The 13,194-nt window shown below is 29.5% G+C and carries 10 protein-coding genes, 1 tRNA gene, 2 rRNA genes and 1 pseudogene; 11 read left to right on the forward strand and 3 right to left on the reverse strand.

Going from position 1 to position 13,194, the window contains the following annotated elements; all coding sequences use genetic code 11:
* The 4 genes from FGK85_RS12500 to FGK85_RS12515 all read left to right on the forward strand — a co-directional run.
* Window positions 1-169, forward strand: a 23S ribosomal RNA gene (locus FGK85_RS12500); the annotation flags it as partial.
* Window positions 170-391: 222 nt separating this feature from the next.
* Window positions 392-508, forward strand: a 5S ribosomal RNA gene (rrf, locus tag FGK85_RS12505).
* Between the two features lie 8 nt (window positions 509-516).
* Window positions 517-592, forward strand: a tRNA-Lys gene (locus FGK85_RS12510).
* Window positions 593-845: 253 nt separating this feature from the next.
* A complete protein-coding gene (locus tag FGK85_RS12515) occupies window positions 846-1,667 on the forward strand; it encodes a formate/nitrite transporter family protein (protein WP_138207130.1) in 822 nt (273 codons plus the stop codon).
* Between the two features lie 138 nt (window positions 1,668-1,805).
* Here FGK85_RS12515 and FGK85_RS12520 read toward each other — a convergent pair whose 3' ends face one another.
* Window positions 1,806-2,186 (reverse strand): L,D-transpeptidase, encoded by a 381-nt coding sequence (locus FGK85_RS12520; protein WP_138207132.1) that lies wholly within the window; start codon window positions 2,184-2,186, stop codon window positions 1,806-1,808.
* 692 nt (window positions 2,187-2,878) lie between these two features.
* Between FGK85_RS12520 and FGK85_RS12525 the strand changes: the two genes are divergently transcribed.
* Window positions 2,879-3,595, forward strand: coding sequence for an ABC transporter ATP-binding protein (locus FGK85_RS12525; protein ID WP_138207134.1), 717 nt, complete (start codon window positions 2,879-2,881; stop codon window positions 3,593-3,595).
* Between the two features lie 204 nt (window positions 3,596-3,799).
* Complete coding sequence (locus FGK85_RS12530) at window positions 3,800-5,407, forward strand: putative ABC exporter domain-containing protein (RefSeq protein ID WP_138207136.1); 1,608 nt, start codon at window positions 3,800-3,802, stop codon at window positions 5,405-5,407.
* 655 nt (window positions 5,408-6,062) lie between these two features.
* On the opposite strand, the gene FGK85_RS12535 is transcribed toward FGK85_RS12530, so the two are convergent.
* Both FGK85_RS12535 and FGK85_RS12540 read right to left on the reverse strand, forming a co-directional pair.
* Window positions 6,063-6,773, reverse strand: a complete 711-nt coding sequence (locus tag FGK85_RS12535) for a LysM peptidoglycan-binding domain-containing protein (RefSeq protein WP_138207138.1) — start codon at window positions 6,771-6,773, stop codon at window positions 6,063-6,065.
* A gap of 298 nt (window positions 6,774-7,071) precedes the next feature.
* Window positions 7,072-8,235 carry a nucleotidyl transferase AbiEii/AbiGii toxin family protein gene (locus FGK85_RS12540; protein WP_171011420.1) on the reverse strand — a complete coding sequence of 388 codons (1,164 nt, stop codon included), beginning with the start codon at window positions 8,233-8,235 and terminating at the stop codon, window positions 7,072-7,074.
* A gap of 957 nt (window positions 8,236-9,192) precedes the next feature.
* Here FGK85_RS12540 and FGK85_RS12550 point away from each other — a divergent pair.
* From FGK85_RS12550 to FGK85_RS12570, 5 genes and pseudogenes are all read left to right on the forward strand, one after another.
* The gene (locus FGK85_RS12550) at window positions 9,193-9,540 is read left to right on the forward strand and encodes an ArsR/SmtB family transcription factor (protein WP_171011421.1); all 348 of its coding nucleotides are present in this window, start codon (window positions 9,193-9,195) and stop codon (window positions 9,538-9,540) included.
* A 118-nt stretch (window positions 9,541-9,658) separates the two neighbouring features.
* On the forward strand, window positions 9,659-9,889 hold the full coding sequence (locus FGK85_RS12555) for a thioredoxin family protein (protein WP_138207144.1): 231 nt from the start codon (window positions 9,659-9,661) through the stop codon (window positions 9,887-9,889).
* Between the two features lie 12 nt (window positions 9,890-9,901).
* Window positions 9,902-10,834 (forward strand): CobW family GTP-binding protein, encoded by a 933-nt coding sequence (locus tag FGK85_RS12560; RefSeq protein ID WP_138207146.1) that lies wholly within the window; start codon window positions 9,902-9,904, stop codon window positions 10,832-10,834.
* A gap of 726 nt (window positions 10,835-11,560) precedes the next feature.
* Entirely contained in the window at window positions 11,561-12,298 is a 738-nt protein-coding gene (locus tag FGK85_RS12565; protein WP_138207148.1) for an NAD-dependent protein deacylase, read from the forward strand.
* 204 nt (window positions 12,299-12,502) lie between these two features.
* Window positions 12,503-12,616, forward strand: a pseudogene (locus tag FGK85_RS12570) (transposase); the annotation flags it as partial.
* Between the last annotated feature and the right edge of the window lie 578 nt (window positions 12,617-13,194).

Genomic DNA, 13,194 nt, shown 5'->3' on the forward strand with positions numbered 1-13,194 from the left:
GGAAGGAATAAACGCTGAAAGCATCTAAGCGTGAAGTCCACCTCAAGATTAGATTTCCCATAGCGTAAGCTAGTAAGACTCCTGGAAGACTACCAGGTTGATAGGTCGGAGGTGTAAGCATGGTAACATGTTCAGCTGACCGATACTAATAAGTCGAGGGCTTGATCAAAAGATAATTGTCAATTGACAGTTGACAATTGACAATTAAAAGATTTTCCACACTGTGCAATTTTGAAAGAACAATAACTTCTTTTAAAGTTTAAATCTAGTATATAAAATTTATATACTACAACTTTAGTAAGCTAGTCCGTTAAACTCTAGTAACTAGATACGCTGCGCAGCAGCTAAATACTAGCCCTCTAGACGCTAGCCCACTAGCCCACTGAATTTATCTGGTGATTATGGCTTGAAGGTAACACCCCTTCCCATTCCGAACAGGACGGTTAAGCTTCAAAGCGCCGATGGTACTGCAGGGGAAGCCCTGTGGGAGAGTAGGTCGTCGCCAGGTCAAAACTTGATCTACTAGCTCAGTCGGTAGAGCACATGACTTTTAATCATGGTGTCCGGGGTTCGATTCCCCGGTAGATCACCAAAAAACGTATCTCAGTTAGAGATACGTTTTTTAATTTTCACGTAATTACCACAAGCTCATTAATTTATATTAGTTATAAAATATAGAAGAGAAATAATAAATAAAAATTAATATAAAATGCACAATTGTTCATTACTGGTATGTGTGGCAATGAAAAATATCAGGCTGAAAATAAAATAGTCAGTAATAGTATTGCGTAGATATTGAAATTATGGTTTAATATATGTCGAAATAAGAAAAGAGGAGTATTATTATGGAAAATAGTATATTAAAGCCATTAGAAATAAGAGAAGCAGTGATAAAAAGTGGAGAAGAAAAAGCAAAGATAAAACTAAAAAATGGAATAATTTTAGGTATTTTAGCAGGTGCTTTTATAGCTGCTGGTGGATCTGCAGCAGCGGTGGCATCTCATAGTGTTAATAATGTAGGGTTATCAAAGCTTGTGAGTGGAATAGTATTCCCTGTAGGAATTATATTGGTACTAATTTGTGGAGCAGAGTTATTTACTGGAAACAATCTTATGAGCATACCTGTATTAGAAGGAAGAATAAAATTTAAAGCTATGTTGAGAAATTGGATAATAATATATATATCTAATTTCATAGGTGCTACAATTATTTCATTTTTAATTTTTCGTTCGGGTATGCTAGATATTAGTGGTGGACAAGTAGGGGCCACATTGCTTAAAGTGGCGTCTAACAAATCAGGATTAAGTTTTAGTACAGCTTTTACTAGTGGAATAATGTGTAATATTATAGTATGTCTTGCAGTTTGGGCGTCTTATGCTGCAAAAGATATTGTAGGAAAAATAGTAGTAGCATGGTTTCCTATAATGGCTTTTGTGGTTTGTGGATTTGAACACTGCGTAGCTAATATGTATTATTTAACTATAGCTATGCTTGCAAAAACTAATGTACTTTATGTACAAGCTTCTGGTCTTGGGGCGGAGAAGTTAGCTCTTATTGGGGGAAAAGCATTTATAAATAATTTAATACCTGTAACTCTTGGGAATATTGTTGGCGGAGCTATATTGATAGGTGGAGCGTATTTTTTAGCTTATAGAAAAGATAAATAGTAAATTTAAAATATTGTTATGAAAAATATTTATAGTATTTTACAGTAACCTAACGATAGCTTATTAGAAATTAAATAAAACATAATTAATAGCGGAATGTAAGCAGTTTGTAGTATGCTTATTATCCGCTATTTTTATTTATACAATTTTTACTGGAGTTCCTATAGGAACTAAATTGTATAATTCTATAATATTAAAGTTATAAAGGCGTATACAGCCGTTAGAAACTGCTTTCCCAATAGATGAGGGATTATTAGTTCCATGAATTCCGTATTTAGGTATGGAAAGTCCAAGCCATCTAGCACCAAAAGGACCTCCAGGATTAAAGGCTTTATTGATTATTGTAAAATTACCTTTTGGTGTAGGAGTAGATGGTTTACCAATGGCTACAGGATATATTTTGTAAATTTTTTTGTATTTATACAGAGTGAGTTTACGATTCTTAGTATTTATTAATATACTGTATTGAAGCCTATATAGCATTGTAAAATATAAATTATTATAGTACCACCAGTTCATAATTATCCCCAAATGAAATTGATATACTATATAATATGTGGATATCTATCATTGTGATAATATGAAATGTGAATAAGTATTATATATTCAGTTTTCACAGTTATAAAAATATAAAATTTAAAATGAAGAATAAAGCTCTTTTAGAAATTAACTATAATTTGAAATTTGTAAGTTAGACCAAGTAAGAGGTAAAAAGTCTTATTTTACATTTTAAATTAAAAACCCTTATTAATCTAATGTAGAGCTTGAGCCTTATGTGCGAAAGTTCAGTTAGATATTTACTATGCAAGTAGTGTTATACTAATATGTGAAATATCTTTCCACTTGCCTATGCTTAAGCGGGAGATTTTTGTTTGAAAAATAATTACTGTAAATCAAATGTAAACATTAATTAAATATTAATTGATATAATTAAATATTAATGAAATTAATTCAACTTTGGAGGTTATAAAATAAAAATGTAACTAGGTATGGGTTGGACGAATTGAGCTGCATATTTGTGTATATTATTTGAGATGAAAAATAGGTCAATTGCGACAGGGAGTATGTATTAGAATATATCGCTGAATATAAAAATAAATAAAAAATAAATAAAAAATAAGTAAATGGGATTACCTAATGTGGAAGGAAAAAATTTAGACAGCGAAATATAACTTGAGATAAAAAATATACTAAGGGGGAAGTGAAGGAACATGGTTTCAATGGAAGTAAAAAACTTAACAAAAAATTATGGGAAAGAAAGGGCAGTGAGTGAAATTTCCTTTAGCTTAAATGCAGGTGAGATTACAGTTCTTGCAGGACCAAATGGAGCAGGAAAAACTACAACTATAAAGTGCATATTGTCTTTATTAAGAAAAGATGAAGGGGAGGTTTTCATATGTGGCAAGAGTATTAAGGAAAAATCTATAAGAGAAAAATTAGCATATATGCCTGAAACACCAGATATATATCCATATCTTACAGTATGGGAACATTTAAAATTTATAGCATTAGCTTATAAATTAGATAGTTGGGAAGAAAAAGCACAGGAGATGCTTAATATATTTGGCATTTGGGATAAAAAGGATCAAATAAGCAAAAATTTATCCAAAGGCATGAAGCAAAAGGTATCTATTTGCATGGGACTTTTGCATAATCCAGATATATTTTTAATAGACGAGCCATTTGTAGGTCTAGATCCTAAGGGAATTAAAGATTTTAAGGATATTTTAAATATGCTAAGGAAGCAGGGAAAAACCATACTTATAAGCACACACATACTTTCTTCTGTAGAGGAGCTAAATGATAAAATTATCATAATGAAGAAAGGAAAAATTATAGCTAACGGAAGCAAACAACAGCTAAAGGATAAAATTGGAGGGGAAGAGAATATGTCATTAGAAGATATATTTTTAAAGATTTCGGTTTAGTGAATAATCTTTTGATTACTGTTTAGTGAATAATTTTTTGGTTAGTGTGTAACGAATTTAGTAAAAGTATAGTGTGAAAAATTACATTATTGATTTAGGTATCAAACCATTTGAAAATATTTTGCTTTCATCCTCTGAGATAAACAACGGAGGTTTTCGCAAATTTTTTTAAAAAACTAAATATTATAAAGGGGAGGCTTTATAATGATTCGTGACTTTAAGACCCTACTGTTTATGAAGTTTGCACAATTTAAAAATAGAATTAAAAATGCCTTAGCTAATCCTATAACGGCTATTAGGGAATTAGGTGCTTTTATGTTTCCTTTTATATTTATTTTTATAAGTTTCTTAGGAGGTAAAAGCAAAAGAAAACCTCTTAGTCATATTGAAGGTATAAGTAAAGACATTATAGGGATAGGTATTATAGTTATATTGCTTTTAATAGTTTTGTATATTTTATTTAAAGCATCTCGAGACTATAAACCGTTAAATTTTAGTATACAGGATGTACATTATTTATTTCCATCACCTATAGGGGAAAAATCTTTGTGGATTTTTTCCATATTATTTGGTGCTTTAGGTTTTATAGTAAGCTACTTTTTTATTGCAGTGATTATATGGATGGTATTTTTAAAATCTATAAAAGTGAGCTTATTAAAGCTAGCTATTAGTTCATTGGGCGTTGGCGTAATACATTTATTTTTCAAAAGTTTAAATTTTATGCTTTATTCAATTAAGGTCAGGTATAATGCGGAGAAAATAGTAAAAATAATATCAAAGCTATTTGTGGCTGGCATATTTTTATATGTATTTGCTGCATTCTGGTTTTATGGAAATAAGTCCTTTTTACAAACTGTAAGTATTATAAGTTCAGGTGTGCCTATATTGTCATGGATGAAAGACATAATAATTTATCCATTAACCACTTATGGATTTCCTATAATGGAATTTAGCATAGTATTGGCTATTACGGTTATATTATTTGTAGGGTCTGTTGTTTTCGCAGTAGATTATTATGAATCTGTAAGTGAGAATGTAGAATTAAATAATATTAATATTGAGGATTTAAATTTAGATAAGATGGTTTTAGAGGAATCTGTAAATGTAGATGAAAAAAAGATTAAGCCTGTAAAGGAGACCTTTCTTCATAGAGTTACAGGAGAAGGAGCTTTTTTATATAAAAATTCCTTGTTGTTTAAGAGAAAAAGTTCTTTTATAAAAAGGACCATGGTATATTTAACTTTAGTTATTATATTTGGTGGATTAGGGTATATTCTTAGAAACTTTCCTAAAAGATCAGAACTTCAATTGATAATAGCTTTAATGGGTATGTCTGTTTCTATTGGTGTTAATCCTGTTTCTAGCATAAAATATGAATTAACAAAGACGTATATATATTTAATGCCTGGAAGTGTAAAGAAAAAAATAATGTATATAATTTTTCACGATTATAGAAGATCTGTTATAACTTTGATAAGTGTAATTATTCCTTTAGCAGTTATGGCTAGAATAAATATTTTAACAGCGGTTTTATATATTTTGGCATTACTTTTGATTAATTTAGCTAAAGGTTTATCTAAGATAGTTGTCCACTTTTTTATACCTGTAGATGATAAAGGCGGTGGCGGAATAATAGAAGCAATAGTTCAGTATATTGTATTTTTGGTGCCTATTATAATTGGAGTTTTCATTTATTTTGCAACTAAAAATACATACATTACACTTATAAGCATAGGCGGTTTAGGATTTATATTTGTTATGCTTATACTTTATTTAAGTGAAAATCTATTTAGTCATGTGGAATTGAGATAGATAGGCAATTACAGAGAGTTTATTTGGTGTATATAGTGTGTAGGTAGGCGATTACAGAGAGTTTATCCGATGACTACCTGCCGTAACACTCCCACTTCTAACAAAGTGGGAGATAACGACAGCTACGTCCCTGGATAACGATCTCTAACCTTCAATTGGAGTAAAAACTCCATCTGAAGCTAAGAGCTCTGTTTATTTGGTGTATATAGTGTGTAAGTAGGTAATTACAGAGTGTTTATTTGGATGCATATAATGTGAATATAGTAGCAGAAGAATATAGGAAATTATGAATTTAAAATGGCTCTTTTGCCTTGGAGAGGGTGAATAGGTGTAAATGAATTAAATAAACAGAAATAAAGAGCTGCAGAAAATGTGTATTTATAATATTAAAAAATAAAGACCATGCATATAGAGGAAGTTATTTTCCACTTTATGCATGGTTTTTGCTATATGCCATTTTATAAATTAAAGAAACTCTAACTGAGTGAATTTAAGGCTGCTTTATATATGTTGTGTAGTAATATATGGTAATTGCTATTTTGCTTCACTTAATGTTGTTTCCATGAATAGTGACAATTAGATACAAATAGCTAAATTAAGCCAATTACAGACATTTACTATTTAATGTTGCACAACATTTATTAAATAGCCGAATTTAATTTTTAGTGGTATTTTTTGTGTTACAAGGTATTGCTATTTCTTGGCCTGTCTTAATTACACTGGCATCTTTGAGATTATTTAATTTTATAATTTCCATAACACCATCTCTTGAATCACACCAACTCATATATTCTCGTGCAATTTTAAATAAAGTGTCTCCAGGTTTTACTGTATAAGTTAAAGTGTCTATGTTATTTGTTAAGTTTGGATTTTTGGCTTCAGGAGAATCATAAGTTGGAATGTTAATGGTTTTACCGGTTATTAAAAGACAATTTTCATCTATTTTATTTAGTTCTCTTAAAGTATATACAGCTTTCTCTGTATCTGTATATGGCATGTACTTTCTAGAAATGCTAAACAAGGTATCACCGGGTTTTATTTGGTAACTTATGATTTTCTCATTAGTTTCTTCCTTTGAAATTTCATTTGTTTCAGGGAAAGATTTTGAAGAGGTATCTTCTGAATTTAAAACCACGTCTTTTTCTATATCTTTCTCTGAAACTTTAAATGGTTCTACAATTTTTTCAGTATTGGAAATATTTTTAGTTTGATTATTGGATAAATCTGTAGATAATTCCTCATTATTTATAGGTGTAAGATAGTTGTAAACAGTATAGGATACTGCAGCTACTATAAATAATGTACATAAGGTTATAGCTAACTTACTCCAATAAAGTTTTATCCATCTTAAATTAAATTTTTTCATTTTTAAATATCATCTCCTTTTCTATTCATCTTTATTGTTCCCAAATGATGGGATTTTATACAATTAATTTGACGAATTTATTATACAAAGGAGATAATAGGATTATTTTATACAAAGTTTACCACAGATTAATTTATTGGTATTATTTTGTCCATGTTGTGTATAGTGGGAAATGCTAATTATTATTAATTCAACTTTCTCATATACATTTCAAGGTTTATATTAATTTTCAATTTTACAGTTTTATTTTATAAATACAAAAGTTAAAGCATTAATTTATGCAGATAGTGGGCAGTAGCTACATTAAATAATTGGTATATATTAATCTCAAAGGATGATTTATTTTAGATAAATTAGCTTTTTTATTTTTAGAATTCAGTAGTTTTTTTAGATTGCGTATATATTTTTCTTTGTTATTGGAATTAAGGGATAAAAAGTACCTGTATTCACCTTCTATGGATTTTAGAATTTGGAATTTATCTAAGTTTCCATTAAGCATATAATTCTCCAAAGACGCAGTCCATAAATACAAGTGCATGCTCATAATACTCCACATATTAGAATCTAAAGTAGTATCTATATTTCGCTGAAGATATAGCTTTTCGAAGTTTCGCAGATTTTCTGGTGTTCTAGAGCCTTGATAACTTAAGTCTACTATAGAAAAATACCATAGGGTTTTTAAAATATCCTTTAGAATTTTATTTAAAGGTATAATTGGAAGTTTTTTTATGGCTAATTCTGAATAAAGATTTATTTTAAGTTGAGAGGATACTGAACTAAAAATATTCTCATCATTAAAAGTATTTAACAAGTAGTATAAATCATATATATTTTTGTAGAAACTGTCCAGTTTAGTCAGTTGAAGACCTATGGAGTTTATGGCAAAAGTTAAGAGTTTATCGCTTATTAATGTTGCTGGAGAAATACATAAGGGAGAGAAGTTTAGTTTCATGCCAAAGGTCTCGGTATTTTCTAAAGAAGTTACCGGTATTTCATTCATATCCATAAATAAAAAATCAAACTTTAAAAGAAAATTACTTTTCCTTTTTTTAGGGTTATAATAAAAGGGCAAATCCAACATATAAGTTACCATGGGAAGATTTTTGCCTCTTGCAGGTATATACTCTTTAAAGGAGGATTTTATCCTACTATAAGTTAAGTTTTTGCATATGGCTTTCCATATTTCTATAATTTCATTATTGGATAAATTACAAATAAAATCTATATCTGCAGTGCATCTTTGAACAGAAAGGGGAAGATATGCCTGAGTACAGGCGCCGCCCTTTAGTATGCACCTATCTTTTGTAAGGCTTTGAATTTCACCTAGCAATTCATAGGACCACAGGTGTCTTTCTAATATATAATTTCTATAAAATCCATATTTCTCAGCAGTTTTACTTATATAATCCTTATTAAAAGTTTCCATTGGTTGAATTAATCCATTTAATGAGGCACCATACATATAAAACATCCTTTCTTAAAACATTGATATAAATTTATTTTATCCGATGACTACCTGCCGTAACACTCCCACTTCTAACAAAGTGGGAGATAACGGCAGCTACGTCCCTGGATAACGATCTCTAACCTTCAGCTGGAGTAAAAACTCCATTTGAAGCTAAGAGCTCTGTTTATCCGATGACTACCTGCCGTAATACTCCCACTTCTAACAAAGTGGGAGATAACGGCAGCTACATCCCTGGATAACGATCTCTAACCTTCAGTTGGAGTAAAAACTCCATCTGAAGCTAAGAGCTCTGTTTATATGAAATGTAGTTAGTTTAATTTTCGTAATAGTTTATTTTAAAATATTAGTATAAAGTTATGGTTATATTCAAAATGATGCATTATATTATTTGGAACTACTTTGTTCTAAAGGTAAAATAAAAGAAAGTCCAAATTTAAAATGCCCATTAGATTATTTAGAATAGGCTATAATATTTAGTTATTCAACTTTCGCAGTTATAAAATAAAAGTACACTTATAAAAGTTTTTATTATAAATTGCACAACATTTATTAAATAACCAAAGTTACTTATATTATATGTATATTAGCTATAAAAAATATGTAGCAGGTTAAAATAGTAACAAGATAGAGAAATTTTAATTTGTAGGTAAGTAATTTGTAGATAAGTAATAGGTAAGAAGTAATAGGTAAGAAGTAATAAGTAATAAGTAATAAGTAATAAGTAATAAGTAAGAGTTAAGGAGAATTCTCCTTTCCTAGCACCTAGCACCTAGTATCTAATCTCTTACTTCTTACTTAATTCTCAATTGTCCATTGTCCATTGTCAATGCATACTTCCTCCACAAATTTCAAGCCCCACATTAGGTGGGTAAACGTTGACATATAGTGTGATTAGGTATATCATATACGTATATCCATATATGTGAATATATAAAGAAAAGGTGATGATAATTGAATAATTTAATAGATTTTTTTAAAATGCTTTCAGATGAAACAAGGTTAAGAATAATAATGCTTCTGTGGCAAAAACCTCTATGTGTATGTGAGCTTTGCTATATATTAAAGTTATCCCAGCCTAAGGTTTCAAGACATCTTGCGAAGCTTAGGGATATAGGTATAGTTAAGGATGACAGACAAAGCCAATGGATTTTTTACTATTTAAATATGGAAGATGAAACTATGCAGGATATGGTCAATAAAATAGGAGAACATATAAATGATTATGACATTCTTAAGAAGGATTTAGAAACTTTTAAAAATAGAAATGTAGATTATAAGGATCTTTGTAAAAGGGAATAAAATAATTTAAGAAATTTCATGGGAGTTTCTAAATTCATTTTATATTCTATATTTTAAACCAAAGCAATGATTGTATATTAATAACTTAAATATATTATTCTATGAAAGAGGTGTTTTTATGATTATTAAAATTTTAGGTACTGGCTGTGACAAATGTGATAAACTGCAAAAAAATATAAAAAAGGCTATAGAGGAATTAGGAATAGACGCTACTGTGGAAAAGGTAGAGGATTTGAAAAGCATAATGATGTATGGTGTTATGAGTACACCAGCATTAGTAATTGATAATAAGGTAAAATCAGTAGGTAAAGTTCTTTCTGTAGAAGAGGTTAAAAACTATTTAAAATAGGGGGAAAAAATCATGGATAGAAAAATAAAACTTTATCTTTTAACAGGATTTTTAGGCTCAGGTAAAACTACTTTTTTAACTAATATATTAGAGAATATTGGGGATAAAAAAGTTGGAGTAATTATGAATGAGTTTGGGAAAATAGGTATAGACGGAACAATTATTAAAAAGGAAGGTATGGAGTTGGTAGAAATAAATAGGGGCTCTATATTCTGTTCTTGTCTTAAATTATCCTTTGCTTCAGCTATGATAGAAATGGCTGATAGAGAAATGGAGTATTTATTTGTTGAAAGTTCAGGTCTTGCAGATCCTTCCAATATAGGGGATATTTTAGAGGGCGTTGAATCTGTAAAAGGTGATGTATATGACTATAGAGGAGCTATATGTCTTGTGGATGCACCTAATTTTTTAGAGCAAATTGAGGATTTAGAAACTGTAGAAAGACAGTTAAAACATTGTCATATGGTTATACTAAATAAAATAGATTTAGTAAGTGAGGATACTTTAAACGAAGTGGTAGCTAAAATACGTGAAATAAACAATAAGGTACATATAGAAAAGGCCTCTTTTGGAAAAGTAAGTTTAGACTTTTTAGAAAAGGATCTTACAAAAGATGGCTGGGTTGAAATAGAAGAGAGTACTAATACTCCAGAAAATAAGCCAAAAACTTTAAACTTAACCTATGAAGGCGAAATTACTAAAGAGCAGTTAACGGCATTTATAGATAAAATATCCTCTGATGCATTTAGAATAAAAGGATTCTTCAAATTAGAGGATGGATGGAATCAAGTGGACGTTGTTAATAGAAAAATCGATTATAAGCCTTGGCATAAAGATGAAGGAACTTCACAGATGGTTATAATATCTAAAATAGGTCCTAACATAATAAGACCAATATTTAGCGCTTGGGAAGAAGTAGTGGGAAAAGAAATGAAGCTTAGATAAAAGATAAGTACTATGTAGAATAATCGCATATGAAATAAACAGAGCTCTTAGCTTCAGTTGGAGTAAAAACTCCATTTGAAGCTAAGAGCTCTGTTTATGCTTTTTTTGATAAAATATAATAATAAGTATTAGGTAATGATATAATTATATTCAGGAATGGGTAGTTAATAACCTACTCAACTTTCGCATATAAATTTTAAGTTCTACACTATACAAGGTAAGAAGTAATAGGTAAAAAGTAAGAGTGAAAAGATTAGGTACTAGGTACTGGGTGCTAGGTGCTAGGAAAGGATGATTTTTCTCCACTATGTTACGGAAAATCTTTAATTAAATAAATGTATTAGTAAAATAAGTTATAATTATTTAAATAAATGAAGTAGTTATAGATTTTCTTTTTAGGGCATTAAAAAATTTTTTATTGGTGGCAGCCAGCGAAAATATAGAAATATTAATTAATGTTGAAATTTCTATGTAATTTCTTAAATTTATATTTTCTTAAAACTCCATCAGGAGTTTTATCATCCTAGCACCTAGTACCTAACTAAGTATTACTTACCTGCAAATTTTATATTTTTATTTTATAAATGCGAAAGTTGAATAACTTATTTTTTATAGGTTTACTAAGAACATAAGCATATAGAATAGTAGATATGCTTATAATTGATAAAAAACTAAATAATTAAAGTAAACATAATTATATAGAATAGATTTTAGGAGGTGCGATAATTGGAAAGTGTTCAAAAATTAAAAGAAATCCTAAGAGAAAGTTCCAATTTGGTTTTCTTCGGAGGAGCAGGGGTGTCTACAGAAAGTAATATTCCTGATTTCAGATCTAATAAGGGATTGTTTAAGGCTAAAAATAATTTTAAATACCCTCCTGAAGTTATGCTTAGCAGAAGTTTTTTTGATAGCCATAAGGAGGAATTTTATAATTTTTATAAAGAGAATATGATATTTAAAGATGCAAAACCTAATTTAGCTCATGAATCTTTAGTTAAACTAGAAGAAATGGGAAAATTAAAAGCTGTAATAACACAAAATATTGACGGGCTACACCAGATGGCAGGCTCAAAAAATGTGTTAGAGCTTCATGGTTCTATTCACAGAAATTATTGCATGGATTGTGGAGCTTTTTACGATTTAGACTACATATTAAAAAGTGGAGAAGCAGTTCCTATTTGTGACAAATGTGGAGGTGTGGTAAAGCCAGATGTAGTGCTTTATGAAGAAGGGCTGAACATGGATGTTATACAAAAGTCTGTGGAATATATTGCAAAAGCCGATGTGCTTATAATAGGTGGAACTTCATTGGTAGTGTACCCAGCAGCGGGACTTATTCAATACTTTAAGGGTACTAAATTGATATTGATAAATAAGAAGCCTACTCCATATGATAAAAAAGCTAAGCTTGTTATAAATGATAGTATAGGTAAGGTTTTGGCTGAAGCTATAAAGTTTGATTAGGCTTTAGTTAAAGATTAATTGTGTGAATAATAAATAGAGTTTTAAAATCACTGGGATGTTCTAGTGATTTTTTTGTCTATAAATAAAACTACCTGCTATGCAGGTGTGTTTAGAAAAACTTAAGCGTTGAAAAAAATACCTCACTTTGATAAAATAGAAATGGTTTCGTCAGCCAATCTAAAATCAAAGGAGGTATTGCCCAAAATGGGCAATAATAGTTTAGCACATACTAAGTGGAGATGTAAATATCATATAGTATTTGCGCCTAAATATAGAAGGAAAGAAATATATGGAGAAAAGGAAAAAGAAATAGGAAAAAATTAAATAAATAAGATTAAATAATGGTTAAGAATATTTAGCTATATTTTTAGGTTAATGGGGAAATGTTGATAACTCTGTTGATAAAGTGTGTAAAATGTGAGGATAAAATGTGCATAATTACTGAAGGTTTATACAACATTTCCTAGTATATCATTAGATAAAAAACAGAGAAAATAAGAGGAAAATATAATAAAAAGAATATAATTAATTATAATGGATATTTTTATTAAAACGTTACTGTTTATGAAATGTTAAGATAATAAACGTCGCAGGAAACAGATAAGAAAAAATCTGATGGCGGCAGTAAATTAAAGGTCAACAAAGATGTTGACAAAATAATTTACAAATGATAATATATAAAAGTCGCTTGAAGCGGCAAACAAACTGGTCTTTGAAAATTAAACAGAGATGATGATGATAAATCATAAAGTCAGTGAATTTGAGTTTGAGAGCAAGCTCTTAAAATGAGGTTAAACACTAACGTGTTTAACTAAGTGACTATGCCAAATCGAAGATTTGGAATATCTACTTATTTTAAATTGAGAGTTTGATCCTGGCTCAGGACGAACGCTGGC

Source organism: Haloimpatiens lingqiaonensis (assembly GCF_901447495.1).
GTDB classification, from domain to species: Bacteria; Bacillota; Clostridia; order Clostridiales; family Clostridiaceae; genus Haloimpatiens; species Haloimpatiens lingqiaonensis.

What these genes read in the sequence shown, in the direction of transcription:
- FGK85_RS12520 (WP_138207132.1), bottom strand. Translation starts at nt 2,186, where the DNA reads ATGAACTGGTGGTACTATAATAATTTATATTTTACAATGCTATATAGG.
- FGK85_RS12535 (WP_138207138.1), bottom strand. Translation starts at nt 6,773, where the DNA reads ATGAAAAAATTTAATTTAAGATGGATAAAACTTTATTGGAGTAAGTTA.
- FGK85_RS12525 (WP_138207134.1), top strand. Translation starts at nt 2,879, where the DNA reads ATGGTTTCAATGGAAGTAAAAAACTTAACAAAAAATTATGGGAAAGAA.
- FGK85_RS12515 (WP_138207130.1), top strand. Translation starts at nt 846, where the DNA reads ATGGAAAATAGTATATTAAAGCCATTAGAAATAAGAGAAGCAGTGATA.
- FGK85_RS12540 (WP_171011420.1), bottom strand. Translation starts at nt 8,235, where the DNA reads ATGTATGGTGCCTCATTAAATGGATTAATTCAACCAATGGAAACTTTT.
- FGK85_RS12530 (WP_138207136.1), top strand. Translation starts at nt 3,800, where the DNA reads ATGATTCGTGACTTTAAGACCCTACTGTTTATGAAGTTTGCACAATTT.
- FGK85_RS12555 (WP_138207144.1), top strand. Translation starts at nt 9,659, where the DNA reads ATGATTATTAAAATTTTAGGTACTGGCTGTGACAAATGTGATAAACTG.
- FGK85_RS12560 (WP_138207146.1), top strand. Translation starts at nt 9,902, where the DNA reads ATGGATAGAAAAATAAAACTTTATCTTTTAACAGGATTTTTAGGCTCA.